Annotated in this window: 13 protein-coding genes; 4 read left to right on the top strand and 9 right to left on the bottom strand. The window is 72.5% G+C overall.

Translation table 11 applies throughout. The features are described 5' to 3' along the window. The first annotated feature begins 25 nt into the window (after window positions 1-25). Entirely contained in the window at window positions 26-835 is an 810-nt protein-coding gene (locus ABD350_RS03665; RefSeq protein WP_344346206.1) for an isocitrate lyase/PEP mutase family protein, read from the top strand. On the opposite strand, the gene ABD350_RS03660 is transcribed toward ABD350_RS03665, so the two are convergent. The 9 genes from ABD350_RS03660 to ABD350_RS03620 all read right to left on the bottom strand — a co-directional run bounded on the left by ABD350_RS03660 (window position 769) and on the right by ABD350_RS03620 (window position 12,329). Then, entirely contained in the window at window positions 769-1,485 is a 717-nt protein-coding gene (locus tag ABD350_RS03660) for an alpha/beta fold hydrolase (protein WP_344346205.1), read from the bottom strand. The genes ABD350_RS03665 and ABD350_RS03660 overlap by 67 nt on opposite strands. Then, window positions 1,478-2,062, bottom strand: a complete 585-nt coding sequence (locus ABD350_RS03655) for a TetR/AcrR family transcriptional regulator (RefSeq protein WP_344346204.1) — start codon at window positions 2,060-2,062, stop codon at window positions 1,478-1,480. The genes ABD350_RS03660 and ABD350_RS03655 overlap by 8 nt, the downstream gene beginning before the upstream one ends. A 57-nt stretch (window positions 2,063-2,119) precedes the next feature. Next, a complete protein-coding gene (locus tag ABD350_RS03650) occupies window positions 2,120-3,436 on the bottom strand; it encodes a jacalin-like lectin (protein WP_344346415.1) in 1,317 nt (438 codons plus the stop codon). Between the two features lie 37 nt (window positions 3,437-3,473). Further along, on the bottom strand, window positions 3,474-6,353 hold the full coding sequence (locus ABD350_RS03645; protein WP_344346203.1) for a glycoside hydrolase family 2 TIM barrel-domain containing protein: 2,880 nt from the start codon (window positions 6,351-6,353) through the stop codon (window positions 3,474-3,476). Between the two features lie 12 nt (window positions 6,354-6,365). Continuing rightward, window positions 6,366-7,238: a carbohydrate ABC transporter permease gene (locus tag ABD350_RS03640; RefSeq protein ID WP_344346201.1), complete on the bottom strand. Its 873-nt coding sequence runs from the start codon at window positions 7,236-7,238 to the stop codon at window positions 6,366-6,368. Next, complete coding sequence (locus ABD350_RS03635) at window positions 7,235-8,182, bottom strand: carbohydrate ABC transporter permease (protein WP_344346199.1); 948 nt, start codon at window positions 8,180-8,182, stop codon at window positions 7,235-7,237. The genes ABD350_RS03640 and ABD350_RS03635 overlap by 4 nt, the downstream gene beginning before the upstream one ends. Window positions 8,183-8,202: 20 nt before the next feature. Next, window positions 8,203-9,465: an ABC transporter substrate-binding protein gene (locus ABD350_RS03630; RefSeq protein ID WP_344346197.1), complete on the bottom strand. Its 1,263-nt coding sequence runs from the start codon at window positions 9,463-9,465 to the stop codon at window positions 8,203-8,205. 238 nt (window positions 9,466-9,703) lie between these two features. Then, window positions 9,704-10,945 (bottom strand): ROK family transcriptional regulator, encoded by a 1,242-nt coding sequence (locus ABD350_RS03625; RefSeq protein WP_344346196.1) that lies wholly within the window; start codon window positions 10,943-10,945, stop codon window positions 9,704-9,706. 139 nt (window positions 10,946-11,084) lie between these two features. Next, the gene (locus tag ABD350_RS03620; RefSeq protein WP_344346414.1) at window positions 11,085-12,329 is read right to left on the bottom strand and encodes an FAD-binding protein; all 1,245 of its coding nucleotides are present in this window, start codon (window positions 12,327-12,329) and stop codon (window positions 11,085-11,087) included. Window positions 12,330-12,440: 111 nt separating this feature from the next. Between ABD350_RS03620 and ABD350_RS03615 the strand changes: the two genes are divergently transcribed. The 3 genes from ABD350_RS03615 to rsgA all read left to right on the top strand — a co-directional run bounded on the left by ABD350_RS03615 (window position 12,441) and on the right by rsgA (window position 16,417). Beyond that, window positions 12,441-13,448 (top strand): hydroxyacid dehydrogenase, encoded by a 1,008-nt coding sequence (locus ABD350_RS03615; RefSeq protein ID WP_344346195.1) that lies wholly within the window; start codon window positions 12,441-12,443, stop codon window positions 13,446-13,448. 252 nt (window positions 13,449-13,700) lie between these two features. Further along, a complete protein-coding gene (locus tag ABD350_RS03610; protein ID WP_344346194.1) occupies window positions 13,701-15,062 on the top strand; it encodes a radical SAM protein in 1,362 nt (453 codons plus the stop codon). 260 nt (window positions 15,063-15,322) lie between these two features. After that, complete coding sequence (gene rsgA / locus ABD350_RS03605; RefSeq protein ID WP_344346192.1) at window positions 15,323-16,417, top strand: ribosome small subunit-dependent GTPase A; 1,095 nt, start codon at window positions 15,323-15,325, stop codon at window positions 16,415-16,417. The last annotated feature ends 48 nt before the right edge of the window (window positions 16,418-16,465 follow it).

Below are 16,465 nucleotides of genomic sequence, written 5' to 3'. Positions count from 1 at the left end.
ACCGTACGGGGCCTAGCGTGGCCGTATGACCACAGAGCACACCCCCGTCTCCTTCGCCGGCCTCCATCACCGCCCCGGAGAGCCGCTGTTACTGCCCAACGCCTGGGACCACGCCTCGGCCGCCGCCCTCGCCGCCCGGGGCTTCCCCGCGATCGGCACCACCAGCCTGGCGGTGGCGGCGGGCGCCGGTCTGCCCGACGGGGCGGGCGCGATCCGGGAGCAGACCGTCCGGCTCGCCCTGACGCTCGGCTCCGAGCCGTACCTGCTCTCCGTGGACGCCGAATCCGGCTTCAGCGACGACCCGGACGAAGTCGCGCGCCTGGCCGCCGAGTTGTGGGCCGTCGGGGCCGTCGGCATCAACCTGGAGGACGGGCTCGGCCCGGCCGGCCGGCACGCGGCGAAGATCGCGGCGGTGAAGGCGGCCGTGCCGGGACTGTTCGTCAACGCCCGCACCGACACCCACTGGGCGGGCGACGGCGACGAGAAGGACACCCTGCGCCGGCTCGACGCCTACCAAGCGGCGGGCGCCGACGGGGTGTTCGTGCCCGGCGTGACCGATCCGGAGCGCATCGCCGCCCTCGTCCGGCACACCGAGGTCCCCCTCAACGTCCTCTACTCGCCCGCCGGCCCCCCGCTCGCCCGCCTCGCCGACCTCGGCGTGCGCCGGGTCAGCCTCGGCTCGCTGCTGTACCGCAGGGCGCTGGGCGCGGCCGTGGACGCGGTGGCCGACATCGTGGCGGGGCGCGTCCCGGGCGGCCCCACCCCCTCCTACGCCGACGTGCGGGCCTTCGACCCCAGCGTCTCGGCGAGCCGGTCCGCGAACTCCACCGGGTGATCCAGCGTGCCGAGATGCCCGCCCGGGAACTCGGCGAAGGCGCTGGCCAGCCGTCCGGCGAGGGCTTCGGCCGTGCGGTACAGGAGCTGGCCGCGCGAGTCGGCGCCGGCGGCGAGGGTGAGCCGGCCCGGGGGCGGGACGAGGGCGGGCGCGTAGGCGGTGAACGGACGCAGGACACGGGCCAGGAAGACGCCCATCGGGGTCGCCGAATCGCCCTCGGCGGGCAGCCGTCCGGGCCCGTCCAGCTGCTCGATCAGCTCCGCCCGCCGTGCCGCCCCGTCCGGCAGGACCGTCACACACGGCGGTTCGTGCGCGACCACGTGCGCGGTCCGTCCCGGGTGGCGGGCGAGCAGGTCCAGGGCCGCGATGCCGCCCGAGCTGGTGCCGAACACGTACGCCGGCTCGCCCTGCGGTGCCACCGCGTCCAGCACCCGCCGGGCGCCCTCGCTCCAGTCCGCGACCCGCTGTTCGGCAACCGGCCGGCCGAGCCGGCCGTGCGCGAGGCCCAGCGGGTCGTAGGTGACCACGGTGAATTGGGTGGCGAGCCGTTCGGTCAGCGGTCCGAGGCCCATCGGATGCCCGGCCCCGCCCGGCAGGAGCAGCAGCACCGGGCCGCGGCCCGTGATGTCGTGGTACGGCGTGTCAGTCATCGCTCTTCCCCTCCCGGGGCCAGTGGGTGAGTGCCAGGTGCAGGGCGTCGACCGCCTTGTCCCAGGAGGCCCGTACGTCCCGGTCGGCGCCGAAGCCGCCCGCGCTCTCCAGGACGCAGTAGCCGTGGAACGTGCTGCGCAGCAGGCGCACCGCGTCCGTCAGGTCCGGCTCCCCAAGGCCGTAGCCGCGCAGCACGCCGTAGGTGATCTCGGCGGTGCGGCGCAGCGCGGCGGAGTCCGCGATCAGGGCCTGGTCGATACGGATCTGGGTGGCCGCGTACCGGCCGGGGTGCTCCAGGGCGTAGTCCCGGTAGGCGCCGGCGAACGCCGCCAGCGCCTCCTTGCCCGCCCGGCCGGCCACGGCCGCCGCGATCCGGTCGATCAGCTCGCCGCCCGCGTACAGCGCGAGCCGGGTGCGCAGGTCCTGGAGATTGCGCACGTGCGAGTACAGACTCGCGTCCTTGACGCCGAAACGGCGGGCCAGCGCCGAGACGCTGAGGTTGTCGAACCCGGCCTCGTCCGCCAGCTCCGCCGCCGCCTCCACCAGCCGTTCGACGGTGAGACCTGCCCGGACCACGGCCACCTCCCTTGATTTCCTAGGATGCAGCCTAGAGCATCTAGGAAAGGCGGCGCATCAGGGAATCGGCACGTACAGCACCCCCAGCTTGTCGATCTCGTCGCCGGAGCGGCCGGTGAAGCCGGCGATCTGCCAGCCGGCCGGGGCGGTGAGGGTGGTGCCGTCGGCGGTCGGTGTGCCCGCGGAGAGCGTGCGGCCCCGGTCGGTGGTGAAGGCGGCCGAGAAGATCCGGGTACGGCCGTCCTTTCGGCCCTCGGTGAGCTTCACCGAGGTGAGGTGTTCCCCGGCGGCGAGGGTGAGCGAGGCGGCCGTGCCGCCCGTGCCGCCGTGGCCGAGGACCGTGCCGCCGTCGTGGGTGAGGGCCACGGCGTCCAGGCGGGTGGCGCCGCGCAGGGTGAGGGTGCGCGGGGCGGGCGCGGCCGGCAGGTCGTCGGCGTCGTTGAAGGCCGTGCCGTGCGGGCCGCCGACGAAGTCGCTCGCCCGGAGCCCCGGGTTCGGCGTGTAGGTGAAGTCGACGGTGTGCGGGAAGTGGTCGGAGAGGTTGCCGCCGGCCGGGTCCAGGAACTTCGCCCACTCGTCGTGGTAGCGCGTCGCGGTCAGGGAGAGCAGGGGGCCGCCGCGGTAGAGCACCTTGTCGACCACCTCGCAGTCGTCGGGCGGCGCGGACGCCGGGCACAGCAGCGGCTCGGCGCCCTGCGCGGGGGCCGCACCGCCCTTGACCAGCCGTACCCAGGCGTCCGTCAGGCCGTTGTCGTCGACGAGCGTGCGGATGGTGTCGCCGGCGCGGGTGTAGCGGGTGTTGGTGTCGCCCATCACGATCACCGCGTTGCCCGCCGAGTTGGCCCGGATGAAGGCCGACAGCTGGGCGATGTTGGCCCGCCGGGCGGCCAGCGCGGCGGCGCTGTCGCCGGCGTTGGAATGCAGGTTGTACAGGTCCACGTACACGCCCTCGGCGAGCCGCACCCGGGCCAGCGTGAAGCCCTTGGGGGTGAGGCAGTCGGTGCCGGTGCAGTCGTTCCACTTCACCCGCTCGAAGTCCTCCAGCGGATACGCGGAAAGGGTGTTGAGGCCGTCACCGAAGCCCGCGCCGCCGCTCGTGGCCGTGCGGTAGGGGTGGTGGTCGCCCGCGTAGAGCGCCGCGTGGTAGTTGAAGTCCTCCTGGACGTTGACGATGCCGTAGTCCGCCAGTCTGGGGGAGATCAGCGGGGTGTTGGCCGCCGGATGGCCGGAGCTGAGGCCTTCCGGCAGCCCGGCCACGTTGTACGTCAGGACACTGAGGGTGCCGGAGCCGGCGGCCTGTGCCGGGCCGGCGGAGGCGGTGAGCCCGGACACGGCCAGCAGGCCGGTGGCGAGCGTGCCGAGGAGTCGTCCCATGGGTCGCATGCGACCCATGGTCACGTCAACACGCCCATTATTGAAGGGTGCTTGGGGAAACGTCGTCGATCGTGGAGAAGACGAACGAGAACCGCGCCGGCTCCGCGCGCAGGTGGTAGCGGGGCAGCGGGGCCGGGCCGCAGGACTGGGAACCGATGCCGTGCTGGCCGTGGTCGAGGTTCACCCAGACCGTGTCGCCGGGCACCAGGTCGGTGCGGTGGGCGGCGGCGTCCAGCTGCTCGGTGGTCCAGCGGCGGGCGGTGAGGTGGAACGCCGGGTCGCCCTCGATCCGCAGCCCGCCCAGCTCCGCCCAGCGCACGTCGATCCGGGCGCCGTTCTCCTGCGGGCGGACGTACGGCGTCTGGAGGTCGTCCACGGTCGCCTCCCAGCGGCCGGTCAGCGCGGCCGCCCGGGTGTCCGGGTACGCCTCGCCCGGTCCACCGCCGTACCACCGCACCCGGTCGGCGGCCCGCAGGCCGAAGCGGATGCCGAGGCGCGGCAGCGGGACCGTCCAGTCGCCGTCCGGGGCCGTGGAGACCGTCAGCCGGAGCCGGACGCCGTCCGACGTCCACCGGTACACCGTCGAGAGCCCCACGTCCCGGGCGGCCGGCGCCACCCGGGTACGGACCGTCAGGGCGTCCTCGCCCGCCTCCACCGCGTCCAGGCGGTGCCGCATCCGGTGCAGGCCCAGCCTCCGCCACAGCGGCCCGTACCGCGGGTCGCTCTGCCAGGCCGCGCCGTCGTCGTTGTCGGTGGTGGCCCGCCACACGTCCAGCCGCAGCTCCGTCACCGGCACCCCGCCGATCGACCGCACCGCGCCGGTCCGGGCGTCGAAGGCGGCCGGGCCCAGCGCGATCACCCCGTCACCGGGCACCGGCCGGGCGCTCGCCGCTACGGACGGCACCCGGCGCCGCGCCGCCGGGACCTGGCCCCAGGCCACGACATGGCCCGCCGGCGCCCACGCCGTGCCGGAGGCGAGCCGCGCCCGGACGGTCCACAGCGCCTCACCGGACGGCGCCCCGGCCGGTACGGCGGGCAGCTCGACCTCGGCGGACTCGCCGGGAGCCAGGGCGGGCACCGGCAGCGTGCCCTCCGCCACCGCCTCGCCCTCGACCTCGTACGCCCAGGAGAAGGCCAGCGCCGAGAGGTCCGTGAAGTCGTACCCGTTGGTGACGCGGACGGTGCCGTCCGTGCCGTCGCCGGTGAGGGTGACGGGCTCGATCACCTTCCGGTACTCGATCAGTCCCGGGGACGGCCGCCGGTCCGGGAACAGCAGGCCGTCGCAGACGAAGTTGCCGTCGTGCAGCTCCTCGCCGAAGTCGCCGCCGTAGGCGTAGCCCAGACCGGGGTGGGCGATGCCGTGGTCGATCCACTCCCACACGAAGCCGCCCTGGAGCCGGTCGTAGGACCGGAACAGCCGCTGGTAGTCGGCGAGCCCGCCGGGGCCGTTGCCCATGGCGTGGGCGTACTCGCACAGGATGAGGGGCAGTTCGCGGCGCCGGCGCGGTCCGCCGTCCAGGCCCCGGCCGATCCGCTCCACCTCGGCGTGGCTCGCGTACATCCGCGAGTACACGTCCGTGTCACGGCAGTCCGGGTCGCCCTCGTAGTGCAGCAGCCGGGAGGTGTCGCGGCCGCGGATCCACTCGGCCATCGCGGTCAGGCCCCGGCCGGTGCCGGCCTCGTTGCCCAGCGACCACATCACGACCGACGGGTGGTTCTTGTCCCGCTCCACCATCCGGGCCGCCCGGTCCAGCAGGGCCGGCGTCCAGCGGTCGTCGTCGACGGGGTTGTCCCGCCAGCCCTGTTCGGTGAAGCCGTGCGTCTCCAGGTCGCACTCGTCGATCACCCACAGCCCGAGTTCGTCGCACAGGTCGAGGAAGGCCGGGTGCGGGGGGTAGTGCGAGGTGCGGACCGCGTTGATGTTGTGCCGCTTCATCAGCAGCACGTCCTCGCGCATCGTCGCCAGGTCCAGCGCCCGGCCCTTCTCCGGGTGCCACTCGTGCCGGTTGACGCCCTTGAACAGCACCGCCTTGCCGTTGACCGTGAGCAGACCGTCCGACAGCTCCACCGTGCGGAAGCCGATGCGCAGCGGCACCCGCTCGCCCTCCGTGGCCAGCACCCCCTCGTACAGCCGGGGCGTCTCCGCCGACCACGGCTCGACCGGCACCGTCACCGGCTCCCCGGTGGGCCCGTCGATGCCCAGCTCCGGCACGGTCACCCGGCCGTCCACGTCGGAGTCGACCCGCAGCGTGCCCGCGCCGGTGGTGTGGTCGTAGGAGGCGTGCACGAAGAAGTCGAGGACACAGCCCGCCGGGCGGTGCAGCAGGGTGACGTCCCGGAAGATGCCCGGCAGCCACCACTGGTCCTGGTCCTCCAGGTACGAGCCCGCCGACCACTGGTGCACCCGGACGGCCAGCACATTGCCGGCGGGCCTCAGCAGCTGCCCGACCGGGAACTCGTGCGGCAGCCGGGAACCCTTGAACTCGCCCAGGTCCGTGCCGTTCAGCCAGACCCGGGCACAGGATTCCACGCCGTCGAAGCGGAGCACCGCGCCACCGTCCGCCGGCCAGTCGCCGGGCAGGTCGAACACGCGCAGATGGTCGCCGGTCGGGTTCTCGGTCGGCACCCGGGGCGGGTCGACCGGGAACGGATAGAGGTGGTTGGTGTAGATCGGGGAACCGTGGCCCTGGAGCACCCAGTGGCCGGGCACCGAGACCTCCGCCCAGCCACTGGCGTCGTACCCGCGCGCCGCGAAGGAGTCGTCCTCGGCGTCGGCCGTGTCCGACAGCCGGAAGCGCCAGGTGCCGTCGAGGGACAGGGACGGGGCGTCGGAGGAGGCGTACCAGGCACGCGGCGGCAGCGCCCCGGAGCCCGGCGAGACGTCCTCGACGTACTCGGTGGTCGTGGTCACGGACATGGGTCTCCTAGCTCAGCCCTTGATGCCGGTCTGCGCGATCCCCTGCACCAGCCAGCGCTGGAGGAAGAGGAACACCAACAGCAGGGGCAGGATCGAGATGGCGGTCGCCATGAAGATCAGGTGGTAGTTGACGGTCTGGTTGGTCATGTACGACGAGAGCGCGACCTGGACGGTCCAGGCGCTCGGGTCCTGGCCGATGACCAGCGGCCACAGGAAGGCGTTCCAGCCGCCGATGAAGGTGATCGTGGCGATCGCCGCGAAGAAGTTCAGCGAGTTCGGCACCACGACACGCCAGTACGCGCCCCAGTAGCCGAGCCCGTCCACGCGCGCCGCCTCCTCCAGTTCCTTGGGGAACCCGAGGAAGTACTGCCGGAACAGGAAGCAGGTGAAACCGCTGAACAGCCCCGGGACGATCAGGCCCCGGTAGCTGTCCACCCAGCCGAGTGACGACACCAGGACGAAACTCGGCACGAAGGTGACCGCGGCCGGGACCATCAGGGTCACCAGGACGGCGTAGAAGATCTTGTCGGCGTGCTTGTAGGGGATGCGGGCGAGGGCGTAGCCGGCCGGCGAGCACACGGCCAGGGTGCCGGCCGTGTGCAGGACGCCGACGACCAGCGAGTTCCACATCGACCGGCCGAAGTCCACCGTCGGGTCCTCGAACGGCTCGGTGAGGTTGCCCCACTGGAGGTGCGTGGGGAAGAACGTCCAGTCCTCACCGGTGATCTCCGGGTCGGTGGACAGGGCGTTGCGCACCAGCAGATAGAACGGGACGAGGAAGAGCAGCGCGGCGACGCTGGTCGCGAGGTACAGCCCGGTGGAGCTCGTCATCCCGCCGCGCCGGGCGCGGCCCCGGCCGCGGGTCTCGGGTGCGGTGGTGGTCACCTGGACTCCTCCCCCCTGCCGAAGCCCATGATCCTGCCCTGGAACAGGGTGACGACACAGATCAGCACGGTCAGCACCACGGCTCCCGCGCTGCCCTTGCCGTAGTTCTGGTCCTGGCCGAGCGCGGTGTAGTACAGCTCGACCAGCGGCGGACGGCCCCAGGTGGTCTTGGACAGCAGGTTGAAGAACTCGTCGAAGGCCTGGTAGGCGGCCACGAGCAGCAGCAGGATCACGGCCGTGGAGGTGGCCCGCAGCTGCGGCAGCGTGATGTGCCGGAAGGTCTGCCAGCCGGGCCTCGCCCCGTCGAGGGCGGCGGCCTCGTACAGCTCCCGCGGGATGTTCTGGAGCGCGGCCAGGAACAGGATCATGTAGAAGCCGGACTGGAGCCACAGCCGGGCGGAGACGATGACCAGCCAGTACCAGGGCGGGTCCGGGTTGGCGAGCCAGGCGGTGTCGTCCCCGCCGAACAGGCCGAGCACGGTGTTGGCCAGGCCGAAGCGCACGCCGTTGAAGATCGACATCTTCCAGATCAGCGAGGCGGCGACATAGCTGCACGCGGTCGGCAGGAAGAACACCGAGCGGTAGAACGCCCGCATGAACCGCAGCCGGTTCACCAGCAGCGCCAGGCCCAGGGAGAGTGCCCAGGTGGTGGGCACGATGAAGGCGGCGAACACGGTGAAGGTGCCGAGCGAGCCCATGAAGGCGCTGTCGGACAGGATCTCCCGGTAGTTGCCCAGCCCCACGAACTCGCTGGGGGTGACCGTGAAGCGGGCCTCGAAGAAGCTGAGGTAGAGGCTCCAGCCGATCGGCACGTAGACGAAGACGGCCAGCCCGAGCAGGAACGGGCCGGTGAAGAGCCAGAAGGCGAGGGTGCGGCCGCCGCGCGGCCGTCGCCGGGCTCCGGTGGCGCGGGCCGCGACCCGGCGTGTGGTGGTGGTCGACATCTCGGGACCCGTCCGGCGGCCTATCCGAACAGCTTCTTCAGCTCGGCGTTCACCGTCTTGTCGCACCGGTCGAGCGCGGCCCGCGGATCACCGCCCTTGCGGACGCAGTCGGCGAAGAGCTTCTCCGTCGCCGTGATCATCGCCTGGGTCCAGCCGATGTTGTCGAAGTGCCCGTACTCGTTGAAGAGCCGCACCCCCTCCGCCGGCAGGCCTGACTTCAGCTTGCCGGTGGACTTTGCGATGGAGGTGCGCGGCGGGATGTGGAAGCCGTACGACGTGGCCCAGTCCTCCTGGTACTTCTCCTGGTCGAGCCACAGCCACTTGACGCACTCCTTGGCCGCGTCGACGTGCCGGCCCTTGGCGTTGACGAACATCGACCAGCCGCCGTTGTAGACGGAGGGCCGGCCCGCGTCGCCGACAGCCGGGAACGGCATGATGCCGAGGTCGTCGCCGAGGGTCTGCTGCAACTGCGGCATGGCCCACATCCCGCAGAACTGGATGGCGCACAGGCCCTGACTCAGCGACGACGGGTCCCAGAAGTCGGCCGGGGCGTCCAGCAGCAGATGGCCGCTGGTGAACAGCCTCCGCATCGTCCTCAGGCCCGCGATCACGGCGTCCGTGTGATAGGCGATCTCGTTCTTCTCGTCCAGGGTGTCCGCGCCGGCCGACCAGATCAGCGGGTTGATGACCGCGTGCAGGTCGTTGCCCAGGAACAGGCCCTTGACCTTGCTCGTGGTGAGCCTGGCGGCGGCCTCCACCAGTTCGTCCAGCGTCCGCGGCGGCTCGACGCCCGCCTTCTCCAGCATCGACTTGCGGTAGAAGAAGAGCTGCGGGTCGTCGAGCATCCGCACGCCGTAGATCCTGCCGTCCACCGTGTGCGACCGGATGTCGGCCTGGTTGAAGTCGTCCTTGACCGGCGCGATGAGGTCGGTCAGGTCCGCCACCTGGCCGCTTCTGACGAGCTGGAGCTGCGGGTGGAACTCGAACAGGTCCGGCGCCCGGTCGGTGAGCAGGGACGCGAAGAGCTTGCTCTCGAAGTTGGAGCCGGTGATCCACTGCGTGGTCACGTCCGCCTTGGAGTACGCCTTCGCGTAGCGCTTGATCGCCTGCTCGGTGCCCGGCTCGCCGTAGGCGTGGAAGTACTGGACCAGCCGCGGGCCCGAACCCGACCCGCCACCACGGCCGTTGTTGCCGCCGCACGCGCCGAGCGCACCGGCGGCGGCCAGGCCCGCGGCGGCCCGGAGTATCGATCGGCGATCCCAGGTGCTGTTGTGTGCCGGCATGCTGACGTCCTTGTCTGGTCGGGTGCGGCTGCGGCTCGTACGCCCGGTGGCCGAGGGCCGAAGGGGGTGTGGTGCGGGACGCTAACCTTCGCCAAATCCTTCGGCAAGGGGTTGGACGAAGTGCGTACGAGTTGTTGCGTGCCGTTCGGGACCGCGAACGGACCTGGTTGTCCGAAGGCCGACAGCCTTGCCCAACAAGGGAGATGGAGCTGCCGGGCCGGAGGAGCGCCGGGCCGTGTCAGGCCGACGGTGCCGTACGGCTCCCCGCCCGCGGGCGCCGCACCGTCCGCTGCCCGACCGACCGCAGCGCCCCCTCCAGGGCGAACGTGGCCGCGCCGAGGGACACCGGGTCGGTGGGGATCGGGGAGAGGACGATCTCGGTGGCGGCCAGCGGCCGGCGCAGCGCGTGCCGGGCGACCGCCCGGCGGACCTCGTCGAGCAGCGGCTCGCCCAGCCGGGCGGCCACCCAGGAACTGAGCACCACCACTTCGGGGTTGAGCAGATTGATCAGGTCGGCGATGCCCGCGCCGAGGTAACGTGCGGTGTCCCGGACCACCTGGAGTGCCACCCGATCCCGCTCGGCGAGGGCGCGGGCCAGCGCGTCGATGGTGGCCGTCTGGTCCTCGGGGTACAACAGCGGGGAACGCGAGCTGAGTTCGCTCAGGTTCCGCATGATGCCGGGTGCCCCGACGTACGTCTCCACACAGCCCCGGTTGCCGCAGTGGCACGGCCGGCCGTCCAGCACGAGCGTGGTGTGCCCCCACTCGCCGGCGCTGTTGCTCACCCCCCGGTGCAGCCCGCCGCCGAGCGCGAGCCCGGCGCCGACCCCGGTGCCGAGGTTGACCACCACCGCGTCCCCGCGGCCCCGCGCCGCCCCGCACCACAGCTCGGCCACCGCGCAGGCGCGCAGCGGATTGTCCAAGTAGAGGGGATAGGCGATGTGTTCGGCCAGCAGATCGAGCAACGGCACATCGTGCCAGTCCCAGTTGGGCGCGTATTCGGCGACCCCCGAGTCCCGGTCCACCTGGCCCGGCACGCTCACCCCGACGCCGAGCACCCGGGCCGCCTCGACGCCCGCCTGGGCGACCACCGAGCCGACCGCGGTGGCGACCTGCCCCACCACCCGCTCGGGCCGGTTCTCCCCGGGCCGCATGTCCTCGTCGGCCCGGGCCAGCACGTTCAGCGCCAGGTCGAACAGCTCGACGTGGACGTACGTCTCCGCGATGTCCACGCCGATCAGCGCGCCGCCCGACGCGTTGACGGCGACCAGCCCCCGGGGACGGCCGCCGGCCGAGTCCTCGAACCCCACCTCGGTGATCATGCGGAGGTCCAGCAGCTCGCCGACGAGCGTGGCCACCGTGGCCAGGCTCAGCCCGGTGGCCGTGGCCAGTTCCTGTCGGGAGGTGGGGGACTCGGCGATGATCTGGCGCAGCACCTCGTAGCGGTTCGCGGTGCGGATGTCACGCGATGTGCGCTTCACGCGGCGGCCCCTCCCTTTCCGTCCGGCCCGGGCCGGACGGCATGGGCACCGGGCGCGGCGCCAGGCTATGGGCTGGGCATCTCCTTCGACAAGGGCTTAGGAAAGGGGGTGGAGGAAGTCCGTGCCCCGGCGGGCCGGTTCACTCCCCGAGCAGTTCTCGCACGAACACGTTGGTGAACGTGCCCGCCGGATCCAGCGCGTGGACCAGCTCCCGGAAGTCGGCGAGCCGTGTGTACCGGTCGCGGAGGTCCGCCGCCGGGATGCCGAACACCTTCCCCCAGTGCGGGCGCGGACCGAACGGGGCCAGCGCCTCCTCCAGCCGGCGCACCACCGGCAGCACCGCCGCCTCGTCGCGCACCCAGGTGAAGTGCAGCGCGACCGAGTCCCGGGCGTGGGCCGGGCTGAGCCACTGCGCGTCGGCGGCCACCGTGCGCACCTCGCAGGTCTGGAGCACCCCGGCGACCGTCTCCCGGACGGCGTCCACCGCGTGCAGCGCGTCCACCGCGGCCGCGCGCGGCAGCAGATACTCCGACTGGATCTCCGCGCCGCTGCTGGGCGTGAACTCCGCCCGGAAGTGCGGCAGTCGCTCGTGCCAGGGCCCCGGCACCCCCGACTGGCGCGTGCAGTTGGCGGCGGGCATGCCCGGCACCGGATGCAGCGCCTCGGTGGCCGGCTCGGCCCACGGGAAGTCCACCGCCGGCTGATCGGTCCGGCGCTTGACCCACACCTGCCGGAAACCCGGCCGCCGCCAGTCGGTGAACAGACTCACGCTGTACGCGGCCCCCGCCACCGCCTCGAAGTCCAGTCCCTCCAGCGGAAGTTCGGTGAACACGTACTGCTCGACCTCGTAGGCCGGCTCCAGGTCCAGGGTGAGGGCGGTGACCACGCCGAGGGCGCCGAGCGAGGTCACGGCGCCGTCGAAGCGGGCGTCCCCGCGGCCTATCGACACCGTCGAACCGTCGGCGGTGAGCAGCTCCACCTCGCGCACGGCCACCGCGAGCGGACCGTTGTCCACCCCCGAGCCATGGGTGCCGGTCGCCACCGAGCCGGCCACGGAAATGTGCGGCAGGGAGGCCATGTTGGGCAGGGCCAGCCCCCGGGCGTGCACCGCCTGGGCGAGTTCGGCGTACCGGACGCCGCCGCAGACCCGGACCGTACGGGCAGCGGTGTCCACGTCGATCACCGGCGGCAGACCGGCGATCGACACCAGCACCCCCTCGTCCCCGGGGTCGGCGATCCGGTTGAAGGAGTGTCCGCTGCCCAGGACCCGCACCTTCGCGCTGCCCGCCACCACCGCCCGCAGCGCCCGCAACGACTCCGGGCGGTGGAACTCCTTGACCGCGTAGGTGATGCTGCGCGCCCAGTTGGTGACCGTCTCCGTCACGTCCGTCATCCTGTCTCCCGCAAGTGGTGGTCCGTTGACCCTCTCATCGGCCGGGACCTACCGTAGAGAACGGTTGCTGTCCGTGCGTCGCCGAGCCGGGAGGCCCCTTCCTTGACCGAGCGGCCCCTCGCCCTGTTCGCCATGACGGCCCGGAACGTGCCGGCGGTGTTCCCGCCGGAGCTGATGGAGCGGCTGCGGGCCTGCGTGGACATCGATCCCGCCCTGGTGGCCGAGGACTTCACCGATCCGCGGGTGCTCGCCGCCCTCGCCCGCGCCGAGATCCTCGTCACCGGCTGGGGCTGCCCCCGCCTGGACCCGGCCGTCCTGGACGCCGCCCCGCGCCTGCGGGCCGTGCTGCACGCGGCCGGCTCGGTCAAGGGGTTCACCACCCCCGAGGTGTGGCGGCGGGGCATCGCCGTCTCCTCGGCCGCCGAGGCCAACGCCCTGCCCGTCGCCGAGTACACGCTGGCCATGATCCTGCTCGCCGGCAAGGACGTCTTCGCGCTCCGCGACGAGACGCGCGCCCGGCGCGCCTTCCCCTACGACGGCATCCTGCCCGGCGTCGGCAACCACGGCCGCCGCGTCGGCATCATCGGCGCCTCCCGGGTCGGGCGCCGACTGATCGCACTGCTCCGCCCGCACGACCTCGACGTCACGCTCGCCGACCCGTACGTGGACGCCGCCGAGGCCGCCCGGCTCGGCGTGGCGCTGCGGCCGCTGGACGACCTGCTGCGCACCTGCGACATCGTCAGCCTGCACGCCCCGGAGACCGCCGGGACCCGCCATCTGATCGACGCCCGCCGGCTCGGCCTGATGCGCGACGGAGCCGTGCTCATCAACACCGCGCGCGGCACCCTGGTCGACCACGAGGCGCTGGTCGCGCATCTGCGCTCCGGACGCCTGAGCGCCGTACTGGACGTGACCGACCCCGAACCGCTGCCCGCCGGCTCCGCCCTGTACGACCTGCAGAACGCCTTCGTCACCCCGCACCTGGCGGGCTCGCTGGGCAACGAGGTGGCCCGCCTCGGACGGGCGATGGTGGAGGAGGCCGAGCGGCTGGCCTCCGGCGAGGCACTGCGGCACGCCGTGGACCGGACGGCGCTGGACCGGACGGCCTGACCGGACACGGTGCGCCGGCCCACCGGGCACGCCATCCCCGACAGCGGCCCTCCGCCCGAACCGCGGGAACCCACCGCCACCACCGCCCGCGCCCGCTCCCCGGAAGAAGCCGATCCAGGGTGCCCCCTGGCGCCGCCCCCGGCACCGCCGTATCCGACCGCAGCGCACGCCGGGCGGGGACCCGGCACGGCCGAGTCCCAGGTGGGGGCATACGGTGTGATCCGTACGCCTGAACCGGGAGGAGAAAGACGAATGGGCAGTCGTACCGCGCTGGTCGAGGATCTGATGGAACGGTTCCCGCACGTCCCGCGGGAGGCCGTCTTCAAAGAGGACCTGCTGCGGGGCGGTGTCGCCTTCGACAAATCCGCCCTGAGCGACACCGCCAACGAGGCGGCCGGGGACGTCAAGCCGAAGTCCTACTTCATCTTCTCCTTCGACCACGGCACCCTGCCCGAGCTGGGCGAGGCCGCGCTGCGCCGGCCCCCGGAGGAGATCATCCTCACCGGCGGGCCGTACGACCTGCGGCGCACGGTCGTCTCCGTACGGGTCAACCCCGCCTCGCCGTACCGGGTCGCCGCCGACGAGGAGGGGCTGCTCGGGCTCTACCTCGACGGCACGCGCATCGCCGACGTCGGTGTGCCGCCGATGCCCGAGTACTACCGGCACACCCTCGCCAACGGGAAGTCCGTGATGGAGGTCGCCCCGACCATCCAGTGGGGCTATCTGATCTATCTGACCGTCTTCCGGGTCTGCCAGTACTTCGGCGCCAAGGAGGAGTGCCAGTACTGCGACATCAACCACAACTGGCGCCAGCACAAGGCGGCCGGGCGGCCGTACACCGGGGTGAAGGACGTCGAGGAGGTCCTCGAAGCCCTGGAGATCATCGACCGGTACGACACCCAGAAGGCGTCCACCGCCTACACCCTCACCGGCGGTGCGATCACCTCCAAGGTCGCGGGCCGGGACGAGGCCGACTTCTACGGCCACTACGCCAAGGCCATCGAGGAGCGCTTCCCGGGCCGCTGGATCGGCAAGGTCGTCGCCCAGGCACTGCCCAAGGCCGACGTACAGCGGTTCAAGGACTACGGCGTGCAGATCTACCACCCCAACTTCGAGGTGTGGGACCGCCGGCTGTTCGAGCTGTACTGCCCCGGCAAGGAGCGGTACGTCGGCCGGGACGAGTGGCACCGCCGCATCCTGGACTCCGCCGAGGTGTTCGGCGCGCGCAACGTGATCCCGAACTTCGTGGCGGGCGTGGAGATGGCCGAGCCCTTCGGGTTCGCCACCGTGGACGAGGCCATCGCCTCCACCACCGAGGGCCTGCGCTTCTTCATGTCCCACGGCATCACGCCCCGCTTCACCACCTGGTGCCCGGAGCCCACCACCCCGCTCGGCAAGGCCAACCCCGAGGGTGCGCCGCTGGAGTACCACATCCGCCTGCTGGAGGCCTACCGGCAGACCATGGACGACTTCGGCCTGTCCTCCCCGCCCGGCTACGGCCCGCCCGGCCCCGGCCGCGCCGTCTTCTCGGTCAGCTCCTTCATGGACAGCCTGCCCGCGCAGGAGCCGACCGGTGAGCGGGAGCTCGACGGGATGGCCCGCGCGGCGAACTGAGGAACCGGAAGAGCGGCGGGCCGGGGAACCGGAAAAAACGCTTTGACGCACGGGCCCGCCCGCGGGCTAGAGTTGGTCCGCACGCCGAGGTGGCGTGCGAAGACGCGAGTGAGAACGAGGAGGTGTCGACCGATGGCTGTCACTGTGCCGGGCGCTGCCCTCATCCAGGAACTCGTCACGTCCACCTCCGTGGCCACCGGCTGAACCCACCGCGCGTCGTGCGCGTGTGTCCGGGGCCGCCCTTGTGAAGGGTCTCTCCCTTGTCTTCCACCTCTGCTGTGTTCTCCGCGCTCGCCCCCTACGGCTGGGACCGGGACTGGGCCGACGCGTTCGCCCCGTACGCGGCCGAAGGGCTGCTGCCCGGCCGGGTCGTGCGGGTCGACCGGGGCCAGTGCGACGTCGTCACCGCGGCCGGCACCGTGCGGGCCGACACCGAGTACGTCGTGCCCCGCGACCCGATGAAGGTCGTGTGCACCGGGGACTGGGTCGCCGTCGACCCCGTCGGCGACCCGCGCTACGTGCGCGCCTATCTGCCCCGCCGCACCGCCTTCGTCCGCTCCACCTCCTCCAAGCGGTCCGAGGGGCAGATCCTCGCCGCCAACGTCGACCACGCCGTGGTCGCCGTGTCCCTCGCCGTGGACCTCGACCTCGGCCGCGTCGAACGGTTCCTCGCCCTCGCCTGGGAGTCCGGCGCCCAGCCCGTCGTCGTCCTCACGAAGACCGACCTCGTGCCCGACCCGGTCACCCTCGCCCACCTCGTGCGGGACGTGGAGACCAGCGCGCCCGGCGTGCCCGTGCTCGGCGTCAGCGCCCTGCACGGCGACGGGCTCGACACGCTCGTGGCACTCGTCGGCTCCGGTACGAGCGTGCTGCTCGGCCAGTCCGGCGCCGGCAAGTCCACCCTCGCCAACGCGCTCGTCGGCGCGGACGTCATGGACGTCCAGGCCGCCCGGGACGTCGACGGCAAGGGCCGGCACACCACCACCACCCGCAACCTGCTCGCCCTGCCCACCGGCGGGGTGCTCATCGACACCCCCGGGCTGCGCGGCGTCGGCCTCTACGACGCGGAGGGCGGCGTCGGACAGGTGTTCGCCGAGATCGCGGAGCTGGCCGAGGACTGCCGGTTCCACGACTGCGCCCACGAGAGCGAGCCGGGCTGCGCGGTGCGCGCCGCCGTGGCGGACGGCGAGCTTCCCGAGCGGCGGCTGGACAGCTACCGCAAGCTGATCCGGGAGAACCAGCGGATCGCCGCCAAGACCGACGCCCGGGTCCGCGCGGAACTGCGCCGGGACTGGAAACGGAAGGGCGCCGAGGGCAGGGCGGCGATGGAGGCCAAGCGCGGACGCTGGAGCTAGGTGTCCGATTCCCGCTGGCCCCGCCCTTCCCGCCCGCCCCACACTGGG

Source organism: Streptomyces nogalater (assembly GCF_039532885.1).
GTDB classification, from domain to species: Bacteria; Actinomycetota; Actinomycetes; order Streptomycetales; family Streptomycetaceae; genus Streptomyces; species Streptomyces nogalater.
The sequence above is the reverse complement of the archived record's forward strand: the minus strand, read 5'-3'. Positions and strand labels throughout refer to the sequence as shown.